This window comes from Fictibacillus sp. 26RED30 (assembly GCF_015903845.1).
In the GTDB taxonomy this organism is placed as follows: Bacteria; Bacillota; Bacilli; order Bacillales; family Fictibacillaceae; genus Fictibacillus; species Fictibacillus phosphorivorans.
The window spans coordinates 2,305,946-2,328,224 of record NZ_JACZDV010000001.1 but is presented as its reverse complement, the minus strand read 5'-3'; the positions used below and the strand labels follow the sequence as shown (position 1 = coordinate 2,328,224).

At 37.9% G+C, this 22,279-nt stretch carries 26 protein-coding genes; 15 read left to right on the top strand and 11 right to left on the bottom strand.

What is annotated here, in order from left to right:
• Window positions 1-112: 112 nt before the first annotated feature.
• Entirely contained in the window at window positions 113-2,059 is a 1,947-nt protein-coding gene (locus IHV11_RS11955) for an LTA synthase family protein (protein ID WP_197194750.1), read from the top strand.
• Window positions 2,060-2,155: 96 nt separating this feature from the next.
• Here IHV11_RS11955 and IHV11_RS11950 read toward each other — a convergent pair whose 3' ends face one another.
• The 3 genes from IHV11_RS11950 to IHV11_RS11940 form a co-directional block, all read right to left on the bottom strand.
• Window positions 2,156-2,299, bottom strand: coding sequence for a hypothetical protein (locus IHV11_RS11950; protein ID WP_197127278.1), 144 nt, complete (start codon window positions 2,297-2,299; stop codon window positions 2,156-2,158).
• 162 nt (window positions 2,300-2,461) lie between these two features.
• Window positions 2,462-2,758, bottom strand: a complete 297-nt coding sequence (locus IHV11_RS11945) for a hypothetical protein (protein WP_197194749.1) — start codon at window positions 2,756-2,758, stop codon at window positions 2,462-2,464.
• A gap of 138 nt (window positions 2,759-2,896) precedes the next feature.
• A complete protein-coding gene (locus tag IHV11_RS11940; RefSeq protein ID WP_370568654.1) occupies window positions 2,897-3,349 on the bottom strand; it encodes a hypothetical protein in 453 nt (150 codons plus the stop codon).
• 183 nt (window positions 3,350-3,532) lie between these two features.
• Here IHV11_RS11940 and pheA point away from each other — a divergent pair, with 183 nt between their 5' ends.
• The 4 genes from pheA (at window position 3,533) to IHV11_RS11920 (ending at window position 7,058) form a co-directional block, all read left to right on the top strand.
• The gene (gene pheA, locus IHV11_RS11935) at window positions 3,533-4,357 is read left to right on the top strand and encodes a prephenate dehydratase (RefSeq protein ID WP_197194748.1); all 825 of its coding nucleotides are present in this window, start codon (window positions 3,533-3,535) and stop codon (window positions 4,355-4,357) included.
• 403 nt (window positions 4,358-4,760) lie between these two features.
• Window positions 4,761-5,510, top strand: a complete 750-nt coding sequence (locus IHV11_RS11930; protein WP_370568652.1) for a hypothetical protein — start codon at window positions 4,761-4,763, stop codon at window positions 5,508-5,510.
• Window positions 5,511-5,840: 330 nt separating this feature from the next.
• The gene (locus IHV11_RS11925) at window positions 5,841-6,323 is read left to right on the top strand and encodes an NUDIX hydrolase (RefSeq protein WP_197194747.1); all 483 of its coding nucleotides are present in this window, start codon (window positions 5,841-5,843) and stop codon (window positions 6,321-6,323) included.
• Between the two features lie 63 nt (window positions 6,324-6,386).
• Entirely contained in the window at window positions 6,387-7,058 is a 672-nt protein-coding gene (locus IHV11_RS11920) for a permease (RefSeq protein ID WP_197194746.1), read from the top strand.
• Window positions 7,059-7,147: 89 nt separating this feature from the next.
• On the opposite strand, the gene IHV11_RS11915 is transcribed toward IHV11_RS11920, so the two are convergent.
• Both IHV11_RS11915 and IHV11_RS11910 read right to left on the bottom strand, forming a co-directional pair.
• Window positions 7,148-7,801 carry a DsbA family oxidoreductase gene (locus IHV11_RS11915; RefSeq protein ID WP_370568673.1) on the bottom strand — a complete coding sequence of 218 codons (654 nt, stop codon included), beginning with the start codon at window positions 7,799-7,801 and terminating at the stop codon, window positions 7,148-7,150.
• A gap of 102 nt (window positions 7,802-7,903) precedes the next feature.
• Window positions 7,904-8,899: a Gfo/Idh/MocA family protein gene (locus tag IHV11_RS11910; protein WP_197194998.1), complete on the bottom strand. Its 996-nt coding sequence runs from the start codon at window positions 8,897-8,899 to the stop codon at window positions 7,904-7,906.
• Between the two features lie 178 nt (window positions 8,900-9,077).
• Here IHV11_RS11910 and IHV11_RS11905 point away from each other — a divergent pair, with 178 nt between their 5' ends.
• The gene (locus IHV11_RS11905) at window positions 9,078-9,221 is read left to right on the top strand and encodes a hypothetical protein (protein WP_197127283.1); all 144 of its coding nucleotides are present in this window, start codon (window positions 9,078-9,080) and stop codon (window positions 9,219-9,221) included.
• Window positions 9,222-9,296: 75 nt separating this feature from the next.
• Here the strand turns inward: IHV11_RS11905 and IHV11_RS11900 are convergent, their stop codons facing one another.
• Window positions 9,297-9,983, bottom strand: a complete 687-nt coding sequence (locus tag IHV11_RS11900; protein WP_197194745.1) for a CPBP family intramembrane glutamic endopeptidase — start codon at window positions 9,981-9,983, stop codon at window positions 9,297-9,299.
• Between the two features lie 93 nt (window positions 9,984-10,076).
• Between IHV11_RS11900 and IHV11_RS11895 the strand changes: the two genes are divergently transcribed.
• The 4 genes from IHV11_RS11895 (at window position 10,077) to IHV11_RS11880 (ending at window position 12,260) form a co-directional block, all read left to right on the top strand.
• On the top strand, window positions 10,077-10,826 hold the full coding sequence (locus IHV11_RS11895) for a MerR family transcriptional regulator (protein WP_197194744.1): 750 nt from the start codon (window positions 10,077-10,079) through the stop codon (window positions 10,824-10,826).
• A gap of 98 nt (window positions 10,827-10,924) precedes the next feature.
• On the top strand, window positions 10,925-11,410 hold the full coding sequence (locus tag IHV11_RS11890) for a hypothetical protein (protein ID WP_197194743.1): 486 nt from the start codon (window positions 10,925-10,927) through the stop codon (window positions 11,408-11,410).
• 146 nt (window positions 11,411-11,556) lie between these two features.
• Window positions 11,557-11,670 carry a DUF1835 domain-containing protein gene (locus tag IHV11_RS11885; RefSeq protein ID WP_197194742.1) on the top strand — a complete coding sequence of 38 codons (114 nt, stop codon included), beginning with the start codon at window positions 11,557-11,559 and terminating at the stop codon, window positions 11,668-11,670.
• A gap of 20 nt (window positions 11,671-11,690) precedes the next feature.
• Window positions 11,691-12,260, top strand: coding sequence for a GNAT family N-acetyltransferase (locus IHV11_RS11880; protein ID WP_231620237.1), 570 nt, complete (start codon window positions 11,691-11,693; stop codon window positions 12,258-12,260).
• Window positions 12,261-12,272: 12 nt separating this feature from the next.
• Here IHV11_RS11880 and IHV11_RS11875 read toward each other — a convergent pair whose 3' ends face one another.
• Window positions 12,273-13,151, bottom strand: a complete 879-nt coding sequence (locus tag IHV11_RS11875; RefSeq protein WP_197194741.1) for a nuclease-related domain-containing protein — start codon at window positions 13,149-13,151, stop codon at window positions 12,273-12,275.
• Between the two features lie 417 nt (window positions 13,152-13,568).
• Here IHV11_RS11875 and IHV11_RS11870 point away from each other — a divergent pair, with 417 nt between their 5' ends.
• Window positions 13,569-13,727 carry a DUF3934 family protein gene (locus tag IHV11_RS11870; protein ID WP_082861310.1) on the top strand — a complete coding sequence of 53 codons (159 nt, stop codon included), beginning with the start codon at window positions 13,569-13,571 and terminating at the stop codon, window positions 13,725-13,727.
• Between the two features lie 129 nt (window positions 13,728-13,856).
• Window positions 13,857-14,261, top strand: a complete 405-nt coding sequence (locus IHV11_RS11865) for a hypothetical protein (protein ID WP_197194740.1) — start codon at window positions 13,857-13,859, stop codon at window positions 14,259-14,261.
• 38 nt (window positions 14,262-14,299) lie between these two features.
• Here the strand turns inward: IHV11_RS11865 and cphA are convergent, their stop codons facing one another.
• Together cphA and IHV11_RS11855 are read right to left on the bottom strand one after the other, a co-directional pair.
• The gene (gene cphA / locus IHV11_RS11860) at window positions 14,300-16,927 is read right to left on the bottom strand and encodes a cyanophycin synthetase (RefSeq protein WP_197194739.1); all 2,628 of its coding nucleotides are present in this window, start codon (window positions 16,925-16,927) and stop codon (window positions 14,300-14,302) included.
• A 15-nt stretch (window positions 16,928-16,942) separates the two neighbouring features.
• On the bottom strand, window positions 16,943-17,737 hold the full coding sequence (locus tag IHV11_RS11855) for a cyanophycinase (protein WP_197127290.1): 795 nt from the start codon (window positions 17,735-17,737) through the stop codon (window positions 16,943-16,945).
• A gap of 272 nt (window positions 17,738-18,009) precedes the next feature.
• On the opposite strand from IHV11_RS11855, the gene IHV11_RS11850 reads away from it, so the two are divergent.
• From IHV11_RS11850 to IHV11_RS11840, 3 genes are all read left to right on the top strand, one after another.
• Window positions 18,010-18,504: a competence protein ComK gene (locus tag IHV11_RS11850; RefSeq protein ID WP_197127291.1), complete on the top strand. Its 495-nt coding sequence runs from the start codon at window positions 18,010-18,012 to the stop codon at window positions 18,502-18,504.
• A gap of 123 nt (window positions 18,505-18,627) precedes the next feature.
• Window positions 18,628-18,948 carry a hypothetical protein gene (locus IHV11_RS11845; RefSeq protein ID WP_197194738.1) on the top strand — a complete coding sequence of 107 codons (321 nt, stop codon included), beginning with the start codon at window positions 18,628-18,630 and terminating at the stop codon, window positions 18,946-18,948.
• 83 nt (window positions 18,949-19,031) lie between these two features.
• A complete protein-coding gene (locus IHV11_RS11840) occupies window positions 19,032-19,313 on the top strand; it encodes a hypothetical protein (protein ID WP_197194737.1) in 282 nt (93 codons plus the stop codon).
• A 73-nt stretch (window positions 19,314-19,386) separates the two neighbouring features.
• Here IHV11_RS11840 and IHV11_RS11835 read toward each other — a convergent pair whose 3' ends face one another.
• On the bottom strand, window positions 19,387-20,829 hold the full coding sequence (locus tag IHV11_RS11835) for a sodium:solute symporter (RefSeq protein WP_197127294.1): 1,443 nt from the start codon (window positions 20,827-20,829) through the stop codon (window positions 19,387-19,389).
• A gap of 43 nt (window positions 20,830-20,872) precedes the next feature.
• On the bottom strand, window positions 20,873-22,210 hold the full coding sequence (locus IHV11_RS11830) for an aspartate aminotransferase family protein (RefSeq protein ID WP_197194996.1): 1,338 nt from the start codon (window positions 22,208-22,210) through the stop codon (window positions 20,873-20,875).
• Window positions 22,211-22,279 lie beyond the last annotated feature (69 nt).

Below are 22,279 nucleotides of genomic sequence, written 5' to 3'. Positions count from 1 at the left end.
TTAGTTAATAAGGTGTACTATTTTTTATATTGTTTTCCACGAAAGTAATTGATAATGAACTAAAAATAAACTAGAATGATAGATTGGTTACCGAAACTTTAGAGGTGAGAGAATGATTAACCAAAAACAAATATTGAACAAACATATGGGATTTTTCCTGCTTACAGTTGTTTTAGTTTGGATTAAATCTTATGCCGCTTATAAAACGGAATTTAATCTGGGAGTCGAAGGTGGATTTCAAGAATTCATCTTGTTTATCAACCCAATTGGCTCAGCACTCTTATTTGTAGGATTTGCCTTGTTTGCAAAAGGTAGAAAATCATACGTTTGGATGATTATCATCAATACGGCAATGACCTTAATGTTATTTGCAAATATGCTTTATTACCGTTTTTTCACAGATTTTATCACGCTGCCAACTTTAACGCAGACAAAAAATGCTGGAACGATTGGAAACAGTATTGGAGCACTTTTCAATCCGTATGACATACTGTTCTTTCTAGATATCGTTGTACTGTTAGTATTAGTTTTAACAAAGAAAATTAATCCAGAACCAATCAGAGTAAAACGAAAAAGTATCTTAACGGTTGGTCTAGCTGCAGTTATTGCATTATCTGCAAACTTATTGTTAGCGGAGATGGATCGCCCGCAGTTGTTGATTAGAACGTTTGACCGAAACTATATCGTAAAATACTTAGGGATGTATAACTACACGCTCTATGATGCTGTACTAAGCTCGAAATCTTCCGCACAGCGTGCACTTGCAGACACAGATGATGTTACAGAAGTAGAGAACTATGTGAAGGCTAATTATGCTGAACCTAATCCGGAATATTTCGGAAAAGCAAAAGGCATGAACGTCATCTATCTTCACTTAGAGTCGCTGCAAAATTTTGCGATTAATTACAAATTGAACGGACAAGAAGTAACACCTTTCTTAAACTCGTTAACACAAGATAAAAACACGTTGTATTTTAACAATTTTTATCATCAAACATCACAAGGTAAAACAGCTGATGCTGAGTTTATGATTGAGAACTCGTTATATGGATTACCACAAGGAACAGCGTTTACAACAAAAGGCGAAAACACTTATCAAGCAGCACCAGCCATTATGGAGCAACAAGGTTATTCAACAGCTGTCTTCCATGGTAACTACAAGTCGTTCTGGAATCGAGATGTGATCTATAAGCGCTTTGGTTATCAAAAGTTCTTTGATGCAGAACATTACGATATGAACGAGGAAGATGTTGAGAATTATGGTCTAAAAGATAAGCCGTTCTTTGAAGAATCTATGCCGATGCTTAAATCGTTAAAGCAGCCGTTCTACTCTAAATTCATTACACTATCGAACCATTTCCCTTATCCGATCACAGAAGAGGAAGCTACGATTGAGCCTCACACAACAGGAGATGGAACGGTAGACCGTTATTTCCAAACGGCAAGATATATGGACGAAGCTCTTCAACAGTTCTTTACGGACTTAAAAGAAGCGGGATTATATGATAACACTATGGTCGTGATGTATGGTGACCATTACGGGATTGCCGAAACACGTAATAAATCAATGGAAAAAGTACTCGGAAAAGAGATTACACCTTTTGAGAACACACAACTTCAAAAGGTACCATTATTTATTCATGCACCAGGTTTAAAAGGTGGAACCATTGATAAAGTTGGAGGTCAGATCGACATTCGTCCAACGCTAATGCATTTGTTAGGAATGGATACGAAAGAGTACATTCAGTTTGGTACTGATCTATTGTCTAAGAATCATGACCAAGTCCTTCCGTTGCGTAATGGAGATTTTGTTTCACCTACTGTAACCGGAATTGATGGCAAATATTACGACTCTAAATCCGGTGAGTCTGTTAAGGAAACAAAAGAAATTAAAGCCATCGAAAAAGAAGCAGAGACGAAGTTGGACCTATCTGACCGAACCGTTTACGGTGACTTGCTTCGATTCCATAAAGTAAAAGGGTTCAAGCCAGTTGATCCTTCTAAATATGATTACAACATCAAAGAAGAAGAAAAACCTAAAAGTGAAACAAACGACTAACATAAAAAAGCCGTCCAGATTTTGGATGGCTTTTTTGCTTTAAAAAGACAAGAAGCTCAACATGTATAAATGTTAAGCTTCATTTATAGAACAGTCTTAAATTTCTTCTAGTTTTTCACCCAAAAGCTGAATATCGCGTACTAACTTTTGTTTGTGTTTTTCACATTTACAGCATTTATATTCTTCAAACAATAGACCTAATTTTTTTATTATTTTTATTGCTATTTGGTCATCACACATCTTTAAAAACATCCTAGTCTAGTTATATTATCCTATATAAGAGCGTAGCACATAGTGATTAACTAGGAAACCTTCTACTGTAAACTTTTTATTAAATTTTATAAATATATTAAGAAAAACCTGGATAGCGTTAGAATAAACTTGCACACCCATATTGTAGAATTAATATTTTATTGATACGCCATTTAATAAATGGTCCCAAGTATCATTATGTGTAATGGGATCTATTTTTACAGGTACATAAATGACACACACATGCTTCATACCCCAATTTACTTCTGTTAGTTGTCCTACCTTGTCTGTAGGATAAATCATTAGAATGATAAAATCACCTTTTACACATGTGGATAATACCATCTCTAATTCAGCAGTTTCTTTTTTCAGTTGCTCTTCATCGATATCAATAAGCGACCATCTAATAAATAATATAGAAGAGCTCTTTCTAAACCATTCGTACATTCTCTGCACTCGTTGCTTGATGGTACGTCTAAAGTTTAGATAATTTAACTTACAATGTTGTTCTGGAATAATGGGGCTCTCTGTTTCAATAATTCTTGTAAAAAAACAACCTTCGCAAAGAAGGTTGTTTCTATATCGTTAATCGCTTACCGCAACCCCAGAGAAGCTTTCAGGTCCTACTCGGACAACGCCAACTAAACTTACTGAAATATAAGCTGAATATGTTTGTTGAATATCCGCTGGAGGATTAAAATCAAGCGCGTTAAATGCAAAAGTCTGTGGTCCTAAAATATTTAAGTCCATATTTTCACTGGCAGAATAAACTAGAGGAGAGTTTGGGCTTGTACCCCGCACGACTTGAATCGTTATCGTAGTGACGGCAGGAAGTAATGGCAGCTGCAGCGAAACGGCACCTTGTAAGAGCACCCTAATATTAGGGCCAGCTCCAACTGTACCTAAACCGATTCTTCCGAATAATTGGGGAGCACCTGCTACAGTAATCGGTTGGGCAATCGAGTTAGAGTAACTTGCATTTTGACTTGTTCTTAAATCAAGAAATTTAGCCAAGTAATCACCTCCCCTCTGTTTCAATATATGGTTCTTGGTGAAAATGGCTTGTACAACAGTACAAAAAACAAGAAAATTGAGGGAAAAGATTCAGCAGTATCGTCGTTGAAGTTAAATAAGACAAATCTTTTAGTGAAAAAAGGTTGGTGTACGTCCTTAATCGTTGTATACTGATATGAAAAACTAAAGGCAGGCGTTATCAAATTCATGAAAGTTGCATACTTAGGTCCACAGGGAAGTTTCTCGGAAGAAGCTGCCTTTCGTTATTTTGCAGATCAAGAGAATGAATGGCATAAATGTGATTCTATTGTAGATGTACTTGAAGCCGTAGAAGAGGGTATAGCAGATAAAGGGATCGTACCCATTGAAAACTCAATTGAAGGCACGATTAATATTACGGCAGACGGATTGTTGAGACATGATCTCTTTGTAGAAGCTGAGATCATCTTTCCCGTTTCCTTGCACCTTCTGGCATTAAAAGGAGCTCATTTAGAAGAGATACGTGAAGTATGGTCAATCGTTCCTGCTCTCGCGCAGTGTAGAGATTTTATTCGAGAAGCAAAAGTAAAGAGCAAGCATTATGATAGCACATCTGCAGCGGCACAAGCTGTTAACAATCAAGAAAGAAAAGATGTTGCCGCCATTGCATCCAAATATGCTGCCGAAGTCTTTGATCTAGAAATCATTAAAAGTGGGATTCAAGACAACAGCAATAACCATACGCGCTTTGTTGTGATCAGCAAGGAGAATAAAGAAATTCACCCCGAGAACACAAAAACGATGTTGTTGATTTCACCAACATCAGATTATTCGGGTGTCCTTTCATCCATATTGAACGTATTTACGGCGCTATCTATCAACTTAACGTGGATTGAATCGAGACCCACGAAAAAGCAGCTTGGGACGTATCATTTTTTTGTAGAAGCTCAAAATGGTTTTCATGAAGAGAAAATGAACAAAGCAATTACGATACTTGAAGCCTTCGGACATGATGTACGAGTATTGGGAAGCTACAGAACTACAAAGCTATAACTGGGAAAGAGCTCCGAGAATGTGGGGGCTCTTTTTATTTGGTCACTTATTTTGTTTTCAGTAATAATACAATGCAGTAAAGCATAGCGATCCCTACGATAAGCCATGTGTAAATCAACGAAAGGCCGAGTCCTAAAGGTGTACTAAGATTATCCCGAGGACTAGTCAAACCTGCAATAATAAGGGGGAGTGCTCCGATTAGGTAAAGGAATAGAGTCGTACATACGTTTTTAGAAGTGTGTTTTCTTAGAAAGAGAATAAGTATAAACGAGGTAAATAAAAATAGTTCACTGACAAAAATAACGCTTTCCAATTCATAACCTCCTTAACATGTTAACGGTGCTAATTGATGATGATATACTTAATTGTAAATATATAGTATGAGTGTAAGGGGGGATTTTAGGTGTATCCAACACATCATATTCTTGAAACGTGGAAGAAGTTCGATTCTTTTCCTATGGAAACCTTAACGAAGGCTTGGTACTTCCATAAGGAAACGGCAAAAAAACAAAGAGACGTCTCGTTGATGAAAGAGCATAGGATTCAATACGGCAATACGGGAAACTGCTTTGATCTAGCACTATGGTTATTAGATGAATGTAAACAAGATAGAATCAAAGCCTATCCAATTGGTTCAAAGTTTCATTCCGATGAAGCACATGTAGCTGTTGTGGCATTAGACGAGAATGGTAACCGCTATTTGTGTGATTTAGGTGATCAGTGGCTGGAGCCCATCCTCGTTGAAACAAATAGTAAAGACTTTTCAAATGAAAAGTTAAAAGGGTTCTTTCCTGCGGCTGAAATCCAAGTCCAGTCTAGAAATCAAAACCAGATTGAAATCCTTTATCATAGACCAAATGGCAAAGTTTCAAATCAAATATTTGATCTGACTCCTATTGATACTGATATCTTCTTAAGAGGAGCTGAATATTCGCAGAATCTTATATATCCAAAGCCTCTCTTTGAATGTAGAGTACCTTATAAAGATGAGACTGCACACTGGGAGTTCTTCGATTGGGAAAGTTTTTTAAGTACGAGTGAAGGCTTGATTAAGGGAGATCAAACCGATTCAATTGAACATTGGGTGGAAGTCATTCATCAGAAAAGCGGCTATCGGAAAGACTTTTTAAATGAAGCGTTGTGCAGGTATTGATAAGTTGTTTAATAGGGAAGTGAATAAAATAAAATTTAAGGCGATAATTAACAAACCTGTCCTGCTAGTTCTAATCATTGTTACAGGTTTATATTGTGTAGTGCATATCATATTTGATCTTTCTTTTAATCCCACAATAAAACTTGCTACAAATATCATCGAAGCTTTGCTTTTTCTTTTTTCATTCATTTATGTAAGCGTTGATTTTGAAAAATGATTAAATATGGCCGTCTTATCATCGACCTATCATCACGAAATCATGGGAATAACTTCTAATTGAACCTATGATGAAATAGGGTAATAGAAATCTATTTATTGGAGGTCATAGTGATGATAATGCCAACTCATATTGTGGCAGTGGCAGGATATGTGGAAGATGGTAAAGGGAATGTATTATTAGTAAAAACGATACATAACGGCTGGGTGTTTCCTGGAGGACAAGTAGAAGCAGGAGAAAATTTAATCGACGCATTGGTTCGTGAAATAAAGGAAGAGAGCGGTATTGATACTACCGTTTCATATCTCTCGGGTGTGTACTCGAACACGGCACAATATACATGGCATGATGGAGTCACGAACGTTCCAACGAAAGTGATGTTTGATTTTGTGTGTAAACCGATTGGCGGGGAACTAGGGGTGTCTGATGAAACGACAGATAGCCGGTGGGTGCCAAAAGAAGATGTTTTAGGCATGTTAACAGGAGAGGCATATCTGACACGTTTTAGTGATTACTTAAAAAATGAAGGAAAAGTTATCTACAAGGAATATGTGACCAAACCTAATTTTGAATTGAAGGTCGAGAGAAGCGTATAAATCTAGATTTTGGCTCAGATGTAAAAGGCTTTTTAATCTTAAGCGTTATAGGGGATAAGTTTGATGATAGGAATAAGTATAGCGACGAAGTGGGAATATGAAGCGACCTTAGAATATTTCAGCATAAAAGAGACAGAACGCTTCGAATATCCTTATGGCGAGTATTTCATGAGAATAATGAATGATTCCGAACTTGTTTTTTATCGTACAGGTGTAAGGAAAGTAAATGGTGTTGGTGGTAATCAGTATATGATTTCAAGATTCAACTTAACGAAGGTAATCGTAGCTGGAACATGTGCAGGCATAGACGATGCGTTTAGTAATTTGGATATCTTCGTACCCGATAAAGCCGTTCAATATGATTGTACAGTAAAAGAAGTTGAACCTTTTATTAAGCAATCCTTCATCGTTGATATTGATTTATCGAAATACGGAAATGATTTTAACACGGGAATAATTGGCACAGCTGATAAAGCAGTCGTTATGTGGAAGGACTATTTAGAGCTTAAAGAAAATCAAATAACAATCGCCGATACAGAAGCGAGTGCAATTGCTTATATCTGTAAGAAGAATGACGTTGAATGTATTATTATCAAAGGTATATCTGATTTTCCAACAGATGAAAGAAACTCTGATAAATTCGTATCAAACAAGGAACAGATTAATGTTTATTTTGAAAATACTCCCAAAGTGATGAACAAAATATTCGGTGAATATTTAAAGAGGTTTATATAATTAAGGAATTATGGCTTTAGTGAAAAAACGCAGAGGATACTAATCCCTCTGCGTTTTTCTAATATGCGATTTGCCATACTAATGCTCTGCTATTTCTTGGGAATTTCACAGCCATCATCGTCGCAGCTCATTCCATCTTCATTGTTTAGTATCGTGATTTTGTTTTCAGCTATGATTTTGTTCAACGCTTGTACAAAAACATCTGTCGGCTGTGCACCAGTAAGCGCATATTTTTTGTCGATGAGATAGAAGGGTACACCTGTTACTCCATAAGCTTTTGCTGTTTCTTCATCAGCTCTAACCTCATCAGACAACTTATCGCTTGAAAGCATCTGTCTGACAGCTTCTCTATTTAAACCAACATCTTCTGCAAGATTTGCTAATGTTTCATGATCTCCAATATGTTTGGATTCTGTAAAAAAGGCATATAAGATGCGTTCTGTCATCTCCTGCATCTTACCTTCTTTTTTAGCAAGCATCGTCAAACGGTGAGCATCAAAGGTATTGGTTAGAATCATCGTATCCATGTGATACTCTAGTCCGGAATCCTTTGCCATTTGTATCACGTTTTGCGTGTTTGCTTTAGCGGCGTCAATACTCATGCCATACTTTTTAGATAATTTTTCATAGATGTTTTCGTTAACGTCACGTTCCATTGTAGGATCCAGTTCGAAGCAGCGATACGTTACTTCAACAGGATGATTTATCTTTTTAATAGCGTCCTCCAGACGCTTTTTGCCAATATAGCAGAATGGTCAAGCAAAGTCTGTCCACATTTCAATGTGCAACATAGGTATCCCCCCAATTTATTATTTCACCTATAGTATATAAGGATTCGATTATTTTTACACGTTGTTTGATCGGTCAGCTGGATAAGCAAGTCCAACCTGTCTTCTAGCCTCATCCATAATCTTCATTACTGCAAGTGAATTCGCATGTGAGTTCACTTTAGACTCAAGTTCACCACGTTCGACCAGCTCGATAAATTCTTTTGCTTCGTAATACATCTTTGGTTTGTTCTGCTCTACTGTAATGTCCTCCGTACTTCCATCACGGTAGCGGATTTCAATCTTTGTCATGTCCTGTATATGATCGATCAAAATACTTCCGTTCTCTCCTTGAATTTCAGAAGGTACGTAAGAGTTTGAGATTTTGGAGTACATCACAACGGCTTCACTTTCGCCATAGTTTAAGAGTATACTCCCTTCACCATCGACGCCAGACTCTAGCAGGTAGGCGTTTGCTTTAATATCTGCAGGTTCTCCGAAAAGGACGACCATTGGATACAAACAATAAATTCCGATATCCATTAACGATCCATTTGAGAACTCAGGTTTGAAAGCGTTAAGAATCGTGCCTTCTTTATATTTATCGTAACGGGAAGAATACTGGCAGGAGTTTGCAAAATAACGGCGGATCTTACCGATTTTATGCAGGTTCTCTTGAATGCTCTTAAAGTTCGGTGTCACGGTCGAACGCATAGCTTCCATCAGCAGTACGTTGTTTTCTTTAGCGACAGCGATCATTTTTTCTACTTCTCGTGCATTCGATGCCATAGGTTTTTCACATATTACATGCTTGCCATGGTTCATGAGCGTGATGGCATACTCTGCATGGAAAGAGTTCGGGCTGGCAATATACACCGCATCAATTACATCACTAGCTGCCATCTTTTCTAAATCTGTAAACGTATGTTCAGCACCATTCTTCTCAGCAAATTCTTTCGCTTTTTCTTCTGTACGCGAATAAACTGCGCTCAATGTAAAACCTTTAACTTCTTTAGCGGCAGCAATAAAGCTCTCTGTAATCCAATTCGTTCCAATAACTCCAAATTTCAAGATGACTCATCCTTTCACACGCTGTAGGCAGTACCTGTTGCTTATCATAGTATGTATTCTACTCCTATAGTCATGATTTAGACAAATAATGAGGACTGTCGCACTATTTTTGTAGAAAAAGGTTTCTTACTATAACATACGGGGTAAATAGAAGTTAAAACCTGGTAAGGAGGGATGAGTTATGCTTACTATGACCAATCATAACCAGCAAACGATAAAGCCTTTGGATTTGCCAGTATCACGATACGTGCTTAAAGAACAGTCTGTAGTTGAACAAGAAAAGCGCAAGCCAGAATTTGAATTAACGCCTTTGAATCCGAAATAAAAGACGCTATATATGAAATATGAAGAAAGCGAAGACCTTAGGGGATCTTCGCTTTTTTTGTTTTATTTTTTTGGATTATCCTAAAACAGACAACGAGATTCCGATTCCGTTCACAACTCCATGAATGATGATCGCTGGAATAATGGAACCCGTCTTTTCATATACCCAGCAAAAGACAAGACCTGATGCAAAGTTTACTGGCAATGTGTTATACGTAGGTATGTGCACAATCATGAAAATGAACGAACTTAAAATCATCGCCTTTTTAACACCCCATCGTCTGAACCATGTATACAAAAAACCACGGTAAAAAATCTCTTCATAAATAGGAGAAACAACAGCAGCGGATAGGAAACCAATCACAAATGTAAATGGTGTAAGATCAGCCTTTAAACTGTCTGTCTTAGCATTATTTGTTCCTATGGTGAGGAAATCCATCACTACGACAATTGCGATACTAATGAGTATAAGAAGTATTGTCCATAGAACAATTGTTTTCCACATTTTTTTTGTGAGTGGTGCAATACCCACTGCACGCCATCCTAACTTGTTTGGTTTTAAAGCGATCCAATAAACACCTAAAGTAAATACGATTGCCATGCAGAAACCAGTTAATGTTCCCGCGTACAATGTGCTATCCAACCATTGAAGCAACTGATCATAAAGTACATTCTCTAATAGAATGGGTACGCCAACTAAACAAAGACTCAATAAAAGTATGAGTTCACGACCATTCCATTTTCTCTCTGTAGTAACTATCATTGTATTGTTCCTCCTGATTAACTTGTTATAATATGTTAATAGTAAGTGGTGACGTAACGTAACCTGCAAGAGAAAAAGGAGAGTTTATTAATCATGAGCTTATTTTCAACAGGAGAGGTTTCAAAACAATATGGCGTTTCGGTAAGAACACTACGATACTATGACCAAATTGGACTGCTTTTACCGAGTATCAAGAGTGATAGCGGTACAAGAATGTATACGAAAGAAGATCTGCAACTATTAGAAAAGATTACACTCTTAAAATCTTTGTCTCTACCTTTAACAGAGATAAAAAAAATAATAGGTGAAGTAACGATAAAAGATATTCTTGCAGCTCAGAAAAAAGATGTACAGACACAGCTGAATCAGCTTCAATCAGCGTCTGAAAAAATAAATACACTCCTACATATCCTAGAGCTTCAGGGAGAGTTGGATTGGGAGCATATCCTTTCCCTCGTTCAAGCAAATGAAGATACAAAGATCGCTGAGAGAAATCAAACCTGGGAAAAGTTCTTCTCTGATAATGAGAGACAGATGCTTCAAACCTCCCTCCCAAAACTTGAGGATGCAAGTACAGCAAAATGGGTGAACATCATAAAACGAATAGAGATCTGTTTGCAAAACAAAAGAGAACCATCGTCCGACGATGGTCAATTGATCGCTTCAGATGTATTACTCTTATCGCATGAAATGTTTCAGGGAGACACCGAGTTAGAGGGAAAATTCTGGACCGCTAGAAAATCAGAAACTTCATCACAATCATTGAATTTATATCCTGTTAGCAGCGAAGTCTTAGAATTTTTGGATAGAGCTATTATCAGTTATCAAACGATTAACCTATGACCAAAGTTTTATAAAAATGTAAAACTTTGGTTTAATAACCTGTGGGTAAAGGGTATCAAGAAATAGACTCCAAAATTATCCATGAGGTGAAAAGAAATATGAAAAAGTTATTGGTGATGGTAGTAGCGCTAAGTGTAATCGTTTTAGGTGGTTGTAACATGTTGATCGAAGATGATTTTAATACGTATTTGGATGATCGCAATAAACTTATAAAAAAAGATATGGAATTATCTAAACAAGTGGAAACTGACTTTGAAAAAATGTTACAAGACCCTACTGCGAAAGAAGAACTAGAGACCACAATTGCCGATTATGAAGCATTGGCAAAAGAAGCTGAAGGAATAAGCTTGAATGAATTAGACGATTTAAAGAAATCACAAGATCTTTTTGTGAAAAATATAAAGACTAGAGCAGAAGCAATGAAATTAAGTTTAACTGCAATAGAAGAACAAGATGTAGAATTAGATGAAAAGTCGTATACAATGCTTGAGGAAGCAGAAAAAATGAGCGAAAAAAGTCAGAGTGAATTAGAGAAGTTTGCGGAAGACAACAACTTTACATTAGAAGAAACAGATTTAAAATAATTGGGTTTGAGGAGCTGAACATACTCAGCTCTTTTTTAATTCTGTAATAAATTCTGGAAATAAAAAGGGTATTACAGGTAGACTAGAGAATGTGTAGGGTGGTCTTGATGGATTGTAAGGTAAGGTTAAGTTAAGGGGTTGTACTAATGAACGTTCATATAATGTTTGGAGAATCTTCGGCTGGCGCGATGAAATGGATGCTAAGTAAGGAAAAAATCCAGGAACATGTTATAGGGTTTCCTTGCCAAAAAGGTTCTTAAATAAGAAACGGAGAGAATGTATGATGAATCAAATTGTGGAAACAAATGTTAAATTAACAGGAGACAATATCTATATTAGGTTATTGACCGTTGAGGATGCAGAGGATATGGTGAACCTTCAATTAGAGAACCGGGAGTTCTTTAGTCAGTTTGCTATGGAACGCAGCGATGATTTTTACTCCCTTGAAAATCAGCAAAAACGTATTCAAATGTTAGTAGAGAATGCAAAACAAGATTTAGATTACTATTTTGGTATTTTTACAAAAGATGGAGAGATTTTGATCGGAACAATCAATTTGTTCGCCGTGATGCGCGGATCAATTCAAAGTGCGTTTGTCGGTTACTTTTTAGATCAAAAGCACAATGGAAAAGGCTATACGACAGAAGCTGTACGTTTGATCGTAAAATACGCATTTGATGAACTTAAACTTCATCGAGTAGAAGCGGGTGTGATGCCGCATAACATTGGTTCTATTCGAGTGTTAGAAAAAGCTGGTTTTGAGAAAGAAGGACTAGCACGTAAAAACGTGAAGATTAATGGAAAGTGGGAAGACCATCAACAAATGGCTATTATCAATCCTGCTGATTGATGAAGGAAGCGATCAAGTGATGAGGGAGTCTAGGTGATAGGTTCTTGTCCTGCGGGAAGTTCCAGTGTATGGAAGGTTTAGTGAGTTGAGCAGGTAGTATGCTTGCATGCTTGTTGATAAATGTAAAAAATCTTTACATTCTTTATTTGTTATATCCGTTGAAATGATAAGAGCGTAATCCCTCAATGCTCCAACATGTGCAGTCTTAGAGGTATGAAAACAGGCTGCACACTCCCATTTAGCGTTTATCCGATTCATTTGAGTGTTACATTTTGAGCAAAGCACCCCTGTTATCAACTCACTTTTATCAATTCCATAATAGCTTAAGATATCGGGATTATATGGTTCGTTTAGCTTCATCAATAATTTTTTGATCTTTTTCCTTTCTTTCATCAAGAGCACATCCTTTTTATATTGAGCATTGAATTCTTCATACTTACTAAGTAACATCGGGCTTTTAATTACTAACTTTAATGCATTTTTATATGTCTCTGAACTATCAACAAAAGTTCGTGAGTTAGTAATAACAACTAATGTTTCAATGGGGATCTTAGGGATTTTGTGCTGTTCTAGCACCTGAGTTAAATGGAAAGATTGTCTTTTTACTTGTTGAATAGGGTCTTCAAAGATTTCTCTTCCTTTACTTGAGGTCCGAATGAGTTGTCCATATTTATCATCAAAGAACAGTTCTCCTGTATAGTTTTTTATCTCTAACAGAATAAGAAATTTAGAAGTAATAATAAGTGTATCGATCTGAAAAAAGAATTCCATGTGCTTAATTCGAATATTATGGATAATGTCAGCCTCTTGTTTTGGTAGATACCGATAAAAATACTGTAGGGATTTTTCACCGTTATGGCCAGCCATATATTTTGCCAGATTTCCTTCCAATTTTGAACGTTTTTGATGACAGCTTTCTAATCTGTCAATAACTGTGCTGAGTTTTTGTATGACATAGGGGATGTGCGGTTGTTTTTTTATAAAATAACCTCCTTTAGGCTTATGAACTCATTATAGGACTCCATAATTTGGCTTTCAATAAACGAGTTTCTGAATAACTGAACCTTAAAATAGTGTGAATCAAATAATTTCTTAGGGAAATCACATAAAAATTTGCACTCATCACATAAAAAATGGGGATTATCACATAAAAAATGGGGATTATCACATAAAAAATGGCATCCATCACATAATTTTATAATCCAGAGATATTAGTACTGCCTACGGAACTATCGCCGCCGCCGCTAATGTAGTATAATTCAAATTACTGCTTGAAATAAGCACAAGAACGGTCATGGAGTGATTAAAATGAGTAAAGCAAAAGGCAAGAAAAGCGGCGTAGGGCAAGGAACTGGGAAAAAGGGATGGAACCGTTGGAAATCCAGCAGTAAGAAAAAAGGTCCAAAGCCTTATGTGAGTAAAGGTAAGAATAAACCAGAGAACGAAAGTGGAACAGAAAACAATTAACAAAAATAGAACAGCCCAATGCTGTGAATGAGCCATCTACTACTAAAGTTAGATGGTTTTTATTTTGGAATAAATCACTCAAATCTACCATAAGATGAACTATTCATTGGTAAATGGGAGGGACGAGCTTTGACTACACAAAATACGAACTATACCATATCAGAAGACTTGATCATAAAATATAACAAACTTAACGAGAAGAAAAAAGAATTAGAAAAAGAACTAGATGAACTAAAAAAAGTCTTTCATATTTATTTTGATCATTTAGTTGGCCAAAACGAGAAAGGTGAAGTAACAGTAAACAACTACAAATTGCAGCGGCAGATCCGAAAATCAGAGAAGCTTCACGAAGAAAAGACAGTGAACAGACTCACTCAGTTGAATATGACAGATCTCATTCATCATGTACCAAAACCAGATGAGGAAAAGGTAAAGTCTGCGATCATGCTCGGCTTGTTAAGTGAAGGAGATTTGGAAGGGTGCTTAATTAAGAGTGCTTCACAAGCGATTGTTGTTAAAACACTTAAAGCATAAACGGTAAAAAGCAGCTCCCTAAAAGGGAACTGCTTTTCTTATTCTGCCTTCTGCAGGACACCGACAGCTTTTGAATTTCTGATTTTCTGCAGAATACCTTGAATGGACGTGTATTCGTCATAGAGGAAAACAAGTGTATCACCAGGCTCTGAGCATTCCCATGCTTGGATCAAGGCCTCAGCTTCTTTAGGATAAACAGAAACGGATGTAATGCCCTCCGCTTCTTTTACACCTGTATATAGGTGATGAACCGTTTCTCCAGGAATCCGTCCCCTTAGGTTTACATCTTCTTTGATGATAAAAATATCAGAGTGAGCTCCAAAGATTCGGCCCATCTCTTGTATCGTTTGGTCTTGTCTGTCTCCAGCTGCTGATCCAACCGTTATTACTCGACCACTCTTTAGTTGATCTACCGTTTCAAAAAGTGCCTTCAAGCCAGCAGGGTTATGCGCATAATCTACTACAATTGTACGATCATGAATGTTTAGTACATTAAAGCGTCCTCTGTTTTGATTTTCCGATGAAAGAAAAGTGATCACTTTGCTTCTTAATTCAGACAAAGGTCTTCCTAAAGAATGAGCGGCTGCGAGTGCGCCTAGGACATTTGCGATATTGTGTCGGGCAGCGCCATTAATCGTAATCGGAATGTGTGATACAGGAAGGAACCTTTCCGCTTTACCGTTCTCGTTAAATACCACCCAGTCATCTTCTAGATACCAAACTTTTAACCCTTGCTTTAACTGATCTTGAATAACTGGATTCAATACTGATAGGGAGAAAAAGATTACTTTGCCATTTGTATGATTCGCCATATCCACACATCGTGAATCGTCAGCGTTCAAAACACATGTACCTTCAGGAAGAACAACTTCAGCAACTGTTTGCTTTAATTTCTTCAAATCGTCTAATGTTTCTACCCCATTTAAGCCAAGATGATCTTCACTAACGTTTGTTACGATTCCAACATCACAATAGCGAAACGCAAGGCCTTCGCGCAGCATTCCACCACGAGCGGTCTCTAAGACGGCAATATCGACAGAAGGATGAGATAGAACTTTACGAGCACTTCTTGGTCCGCTGCAATCTCCTTCGTCTAGTTGCTGATCACCAATCCAAACCCCATCAGAGCACGTATATCCAACCGTGATGTTTTCCTTTTGTAAAAGATGTGATACAAGACGAGTGGTCGTCGTTTTTCCATTTGTACCTGTTACAGCCACAACGGGAACCGCAGCTTCCTCACGAGAACCAAACAGATAGTCCACGATTGCTCCACCAGCATCTCTACTTTTTCCTCGTGATGGATGAAGATGCATACGGATACCAGGAGCTGCATTCACTTCAAGAATGGCAGCTTCACCTTCAATAAAGGAAACCGTTACATCGGGCGATAAAATATCGATTCCTGCAATATCAAGACCTACTGCAGCCGCAGCTTCAATGGCCATGTTACGGTAGTCAGGGTGAACGTCTTCTGTCACATCGATTGCCGAACCACCTGTAGACAGGTTTGCGTTACCTAATACTTCTAGAGACTCTCCTTTGTTCAATACGGATTGAAGAGAATAGCCACTCTTCTCAAGATGAACGACCGTACGTTCATCTAAAGGAATCTTGCTCATCGCTTTTTCATGACCATCACCGCGCAATGGATTTAAGTTTTCTTCATCAATAAGTTCAGCTATCGTCTTATATCCGTCACCGATTACGAATGGCGGGAGACGAAGACTTGCTGCAACTAACTCGTTATTTACAACGAAAAAACGGTAATCGTTGCCTGCATAATATCGCTCTAGAATATATGAAGTACCTTCGCTGAACACACAGCGGAAAGCAGCAATTAAATCTGTATCATTTTGAATATTTGTTATGATGTTCTGACCCTGTCTCCCATTAAGCGGTTTAATGACAAGCGGATAACCAATTTTTTCAGCAGATTGCAGCAACTCATATTCATTGGAAACTACATCACCTTTCGGAACTGGGAGCCCAGCACCTCTTACTAATGTTTTGGTCATATCTTTATCACAAGAATTTTCTACTGCTAAATATGACGTTTGGGAGGAGATGGTTGCCTGGACGGATTTTTGCTTTTTACCTGTTCCGATTCTTAAGTAGCTGTTTGTTCCGATACGCTCTACTGGAATCTTTCGTTTTCTAGCAGCTTCATAAATGGCCTCTGTACTCGGACCTAATTTATGTAGATGGTACAGGTCAGAGGTGTGCGAGATGTACGAGTCAGCGCTGATTTCATCTCCTGCTAAGATAGCGGTTACAATTTCAAGTGCAGCTTCGAAAGCGTATAGACCTGATTTCGGTTCTGCATAATCATAGGTTACAAAATAAATTCCTTTTCGTTCACTTGTGATCGTTTTGCCACGTTTGACTGTGATACCAGCAAGATGTTGAATCTCAAGGGCGATATGCTCTAATATATGGCCAATCCACGTTCCTTCATGAAGGCGTTCTACGAACCCGCCCGCATAACCCCTTGAACAAGTATGTGTGTGAAGGGATGGAATGACTTTTAACAATGAATCTACAAACCCTGGTAATGTATTAGAGGGTTTTTCCTCAAATTCTTCTATATCAAGCTCAATCCATATAGTAGGTTTAAAGCTGTAAAGGTTCGGTCCTGTTAAATAATTGACGCGGTTGATTTTCATTAAGACGTTCTCTCCTTAAGTGATGATTAATTCTCGTTTGTATAAGTCAAAAACAGCACCTGCTCCTAGTGTATGGAAACGGATATCGGAAATCGTCATATTTCCTTTATTCTCAGCGATGTCTACGTAAGTCGAGGTTTTGCCATCAAATATGCTGACGTTGTACTCACCGATTACCTCAAACTGCTTACCGTCGTTATGAACCCAGATTGCCGTGTTTTCATCAATTCCGATGCCAATGATCTGAGGATTTAACGCGATAGCTCGCATGAGACGACTAAAACGGTCACGCTGAGAAAAGTGCTGATCAATAATTACGTCTTCTAAAAATCCAAAGCCTGAACCTAACTCAAGTATGGAAACATCTTCTTTTTCAAACAGTTTTGATGATATTATCATCAATCTGCTCATTACAGCAGCACCGGCACTCGTTCCACCGATGATCAAACCGTCTTTCCATTCTCGAAAGAGGTGTTTATAAAAAGATGTCCCACCTAAAATGCTTGTTAATCGTAATTGATCGCCGCCTGTCATGAAAAGACCAGACAGGGAAGAAAGCTGTTCGGGTAATTCAGGATCTTCCGCTTTTTCACGGGAATCTAAATGGAAAAGTAGTGGCTTCGTACCATGCAATGTTTGAAACAGTTGATAGTATTCACTGCCTACTTCTTCCGGATAGCCGGATGCAGTTGTCAGGATTCCGATCGGTCCCTGACGATTTTTACATAGTGCAGAGAATCTAGATAAGATTATTTTCTTTTCGCTCTTGTCCTCATTGCCACCAATGATCAGCAGATCACCTTTTGCCATCTTTCATCAGCCTCTTATTCATTAAGTAGTAGGAAAAACAGGTCGAAATAATCGTCCATTTCGCCCTGTTATGTATTCCACGATCCGCTAGTATTCAAACCTATTTGAGGAATTATTTAACTATTTATTTAAATAGTTAAAATTTTTGTAAAATTATATAGATTCTTGTCAAAACAATTAGTATAATTTACCTATTGGGAGTATTTTACTTTCTAATTTTTTAAAGGGGAGGAGTTATGATTCGTTTAACTATTTAAAGGGAGGATGTATAAATGGAAAAAACATTACTTCTTCGATCCTACGAAATTAACACGAGCACGATGGCACTCTTACCGTTTTATAACGAATACGGAGAGGTTCAAACCGAGATATTAGAAAGCGAAAAAAACGAAAGAGTTGCACTCAGTCCAATCAAGATCATTAACGAGAGCTGTTTGTTCTTTGGATCTAGCTATGAAGGCAGGCGTGAAGCAGTGCGTCGTTCAATGGGCTATGTTAGTCTATCTCCTATCATGATTAACCTCGAACTTGGCATTTTCTTTTTTCCTGTAGAATCTCCTAAGAATGAAACGTGCATCTGGTTATCCCAATCACATGTTCAACGGATAGATTCTATAGATTCCGACACATGCAGTGTCCACTTTAAAAACACCGCAAATTTAATCTTACCCCAATCTAAATATGCATTAGAGGCTAAACTTTTCCGAACAGCACAATATAGATATATTCTTAGTGAGCGAGTGAGTGAAAGAATAATAAGATATTAAGAGAAGTAGAATAATAGAATCACGCCCGATGCAATATGCATGGGCGTTTTTTCATTCAATGTTTTTCATTTATCTGGAACTTTCTTCCTTGTGATGCGTATAACCAGTTAAGGAGGGGATGTTATGAAACACGTAATAAGCTGCATCGTAACCGTAATATTAATGCTAGTCGTTAATTATGTGGTTGCAAATCTATTAGGAGTGGCGTTTATTGATACTTCATTATTTGTTGGTTTGATTTTTGCTCTCACGATTCGATTTTTCACTTCGAAAGGTGGACTTTCATCAAACATGGTTCGCATGCAGGCACAAGCTATGACCGGAATCAAGATTGAAGAAGAAAAAGCTACGTTCAAACCAAGTTATCCTTATTATACAGCTATTATTTATACGCTTGTTTCGTTAGTCTCCATCTTTGTTTATTATAAAGATTATTTTATTTAGTAGATAGTTGATTTTTGATATAAAAATGGCAACAATGGATATTGAACTTCATTTGAAGAATTTAAACAGGAGTGTGCCATATATTGAATCTGCGTTTTGGTCGTTTATCATTATGGTTTTGCATAGCGGGAATTGTTCTTGCTGGCTGGCCATTCATCGTTCGAGATGATGTAGCTCAACAGGTTGCTGTCTTTCTTTTTAGTGGAATCATGTTGTATTTTATCGGTGTCATCTTTAGCGTTATAGCTATTGTAAAGAAAGAAGCTGGAAAAGCTAAGTTTTTTGGACTGTTTTTTATCTTGTTCATGGCTTTGATCTCTATATTCGGTCTGCTGTTGTTATCGTTAGGAATCGGTGGTAAATAATCTTATGCATTAGCTATTGAAATTGTTGGATAAAAAGAGAAAAGCCTTTCCCGAGGGAGAGGCTTTTCTATATTTAAGCTTGTTTTCTTCCTTCTTCTACATCATCAAGTGCTACATCTTCATCGAAAGGTGTGTCGAACTCAGTTGAAATTGGAGCGGTGAATAAGGAAATACCCACTATACTCACCAATCCAGCAGACATACCATAAAGAATGGGATTCGTAGCTGTAAGTCCTTCAATAAACAATCCTGCTAGTACAACAACTGTAGAAATTAAGATAGCGTAGAATCCTGAATTAGGAGTCGCTCGTTTCCAAAAGAATGTCATAACAAGTGGGATGAAGATTGCTCCAGATAGTATTGCATAAGCCACATCAAGTGCAACGAGTACATCTTGAATCCATATGGAAAAGGTAATGGCGATTAAACCGATAATAAGCGTTGTGATCCTTGATGCTCTAATCATTTGTTTGTCAGTAGGAGATTTTAAGAAATACTGTTTTAGGATGTCGTTCGTTATTAAAGTAGAAGACGCAAGTAACGAACCAGATGCGGTTGACATAAGTGCTGAACACACACTTGCAAGTACAAGTCCTAAAATACCAGTAGGGAGAATGGTAAGAGCCATCTCAGCAAACGTGTTCTGCGGATTATCTAGGGTAGGCAGCACCAAGAATGCACACATTCCAATGATGCTTCCTGCAATCGCGTATGCAAAGCTATAAACACCCGCGAAGATAGAGCCGTTTCTAGCAATCTTACTAGATTTTGCTGTGAATACTCGTTGCCAGATGTCTTGTGATACGACCATACCAAGTGCAAACAACAAAAAGTATTGGAAGATCTGCTGATAACCGATACCTGTGAAATCTAAGTGAGACTGAGGAAGTTCTGTTAATAGATTTCCTAACCCATCGACTTTTGAAAGACTCATAGGAACCATAATGAAGAAGACACCGACCGTCATTACGATAAATTGAATAATATCCGTAACTGTAACACTCCACATTCCGCCAAGGATTGTGTAGAAGAGAACGATTCCTCCGCCTACTAACATGGAAGTCGTTAAGCTCCAGCCTAAGAGTACATTAATGATCGTTCCCATCCCGATTACTTGGGTAACTGCAATCATCAAAGTATATATGGATGCCACGATGGCACTTAACAGACGTGTTTCGGATTTGTATCGTTTTCCTAATAATTCACTGATTGTTGTAACTTTTAATGAATCGATCTTTTTTATAAATATAGTACCTAAAAGAATAATGCCTAAACCGATCATAGATACAAACCAAATGCCGGAAATTCCAAACTGATATCCTAGCTTTGTCGTTCCAATCGTAGCTGCACCGCCTAAAATAACGGCAGACAAACATCCAAGATACATAAACATGCCAAGGTTTCGTCCTGCAAGAGTAAAATCTTCAGAAGTCTTTGCTTTAGTAGAGCCAATGATTCCTGCACCGATCAATACGGCAAAATACAAAAGAATAATAACAGTATCAAAAGTTTGCATAATAAAAAACCTCCTTTTTAGTGTAATGCTTTAACCGTGTCATTTAAGTGTTTTGATAGTTTTCCGAGAGTTGAGCATGAACCTCATCCAAATATTCTTCAAGTGACTCTTCAAGGACTGCAAGACCTTGATCAATCTGCTCATGATTGATGGTAAGAGGAGGGATCATTCTAATTACTTCACCATGATTTCCACAAAGATAAAAAAGAACGCCTTTCTCTAAACACTTGTCTAGAATTTTCATTAGTGCTTGACCGTCTGGTTTACCTGTAAAAGGATCGATGATTTCAATTCCAATCATAAGTCCTACCGCACGAATGCTGCCGATCAACGGTGTACGTTCCTGAAGTTTTTTCAATTTTGCACATGCATAATTTCCCATGTTTTTTGAGTTCTCAATGAGCTTTTCTTTTGTTAGGACATCAATAGTAGCGAGCGCTGCTTCACAAGCGATCGGATTTCCACCAAATGTTGTACCATGACTGCCGAGGGGCCATTGTTGCATCAGTTCTTTAGAAGCAACCGTTGCACTTAGTGGCAGTCCTGAAGCAATCCCTTTTGCGATAGCCATGATGTCTGGTGTAACTCCAAATGTTTGAGCAGCGAACCATTCACCTGTTCTTCCAAAACCGGTCTGAACTTCATCGAAAATCAGCAGAATGCCATGTCTGTCACAAACTTCTCTAATTTTCTTCAGCCAGCCACTCGGTGGAACGATGTAGCCTCCTTCACCTAGAACAGGTTCCACAATCATACAGGCGACTTCTTCTGGTGTTACTTGATGGTTGAACAATGTTTCAAAATCTTTCTCAAGCTTCTCGATGACATACGTTTCTGGATCTTCACCAGCTGGAGCACTTTTTACATCGGCATACGGAACTTGATAGGCAAGACCGTTCGGTTGTAGAAACTTGCGGTATTTACTTTTGGAAGTTGTCACGCTCAACGCACCTAGTGATCGACCATGAAAGCATCCTGTAAAAGAAATAACGTAAGGTCTTTTAGTCACGTGCTTAGCGAGTTTCAGAGCACCTTCTATGGCTTCGGTTCCACTGTTGGCAAAAAAGAAACAGTCCAAATCACCTGGTAGAACATGAGCTAGTTCCTTTGAAAGTCTCAGGATTGATTCATACATGATGACCCCAGATGGCCCGTGCATGAGGTGATCTGCTGCATCTTTGATAGCTTGGACCACCTTTGGATGACGATGGCCAGTATTGGCTGTTGCGATACCAGATGTGAAATCAAGATATTGCTTTCCATCCAATCCATAATAGTAGCAGCCTTCTGCTTTTACGACGGGTAGGTTCGGATGATCTTTTGCCATACTAGGCGCTAAAAGGTTAGGCATTTCGGTTACAAGGTTGCTCCAGTTGTTCATTGACACGTGTATTACCTCCTTGATATTCCATTCTCATGTTGTATAAATAATTTCTATATAGAATATCCA

What these genes read in the sequence shown, in the direction of transcription:
- IHV11_RS11830 (WP_197194996.1), bottom strand. Translation starts at nt 22,210, where the DNA reads ATGAACAACTGGAGCAACCTTGTAACCGAAATGCCTAACCTTTTAGCG.
- IHV11_RS11955 (WP_197194750.1), top strand. Translation starts at nt 113, where the DNA reads ATGATTAACCAAAAACAAATATTGAACAAACATATGGGATTTTTCCTG.
- IHV11_RS11885 (WP_197194742.1), top strand. Translation starts at nt 11,557, where the DNA reads ATGAACGTTCATATAATGTTTGGAGAATCTTCGGCTGGCGCGATGAAA.
- IHV11_RS11900 (WP_197194745.1), bottom strand. Translation starts at nt 9,983, where the DNA reads ATGATAGTTACTACAGAGAGAAAATGGAATGGTCGTGAACTCATACTT.
- cphA (WP_197194739.1), bottom strand. Translation starts at nt 16,927, where the DNA reads ATGAAAATCAACCGCGTCAATTATTTAACAGGACCGAACCTTTACAGC.
- IHV11_RS11850 (WP_197127291.1), top strand. Translation starts at nt 18,010, where the DNA reads ATGGAAAAAACATTACTTCTTCGATCCTACGAAATTAACACGAGCACG.
- IHV11_RS11945 (WP_197194749.1), bottom strand. Translation starts at nt 2,758, where the DNA reads ATGTACGAATGGTTTAGAAAGAGCTCTTCTATATTATTTATTAGATGG.
- IHV11_RS11855 (WP_197127290.1), bottom strand. Translation starts at nt 17,737, where the DNA reads ATGGCAAAAGGTGATCTGCTGATCATTGGTGGCAATGAGGACAAGAGC.
- IHV11_RS11870 (WP_082861310.1), top strand. Translation starts at nt 13,569, where the DNA reads ATGAGTAAAGCAAAAGGCAAGAAAAGCGGCGTAGGGCAAGGAACTGGG.
- IHV11_RS11950 (WP_197127278.1), bottom strand. Translation starts at nt 2,299, where the DNA reads ATGTGTGATGACCAAATAGCAATAAAAATAATAAAAAAATTAGGTCTA.
- pheA (WP_197194748.1), top strand. Translation starts at nt 3,533, where the DNA reads ATGAAAGTTGCATACTTAGGTCCACAGGGAAGTTTCTCGGAAGAAGCT.
- IHV11_RS11880 (WP_231620237.1), top strand. Translation starts at nt 11,691, where the DNA reads ATGATGAATCAAATTGTGGAAACAAATGTTAAATTAACAGGAGACAAT.
- IHV11_RS11845 (WP_197194738.1), top strand. Translation starts at nt 18,628, where the DNA reads ATGAAACACGTAATAAGCTGCATCGTAACCGTAATATTAATGCTAGTC.
- IHV11_RS11835 (WP_197127294.1), bottom strand. Translation starts at nt 20,829, where the DNA reads ATGCAAACTTTTGATACTGTTATTATTCTTTTGTATTTTGCCGTATTG.
- IHV11_RS11890 (WP_197194743.1), top strand. Translation starts at nt 10,925, where the DNA reads ATGAAAAAGTTATTGGTGATGGTAGTAGCGCTAAGTGTAATCGTTTTA.
- IHV11_RS11920 (WP_197194746.1), top strand. Translation starts at nt 6,387, where the DNA reads ATGATAGGAATAAGTATAGCGACGAAGTGGGAATATGAAGCGACCTTA.
- IHV11_RS11905 (WP_197127283.1), top strand. Translation starts at nt 9,078, where the DNA reads ATGCTTACTATGACCAATCATAACCAGCAAACGATAAAGCCTTTGGAT.
- IHV11_RS11925 (WP_197194747.1), top strand. Translation starts at nt 5,841, where the DNA reads ATGATAATGCCAACTCATATTGTGGCAGTGGCAGGATATGTGGAAGAT.
- IHV11_RS11895 (WP_197194744.1), top strand. Translation starts at nt 10,077, where the DNA reads ATGAGCTTATTTTCAACAGGAGAGGTTTCAAAACAATATGGCGTTTCG.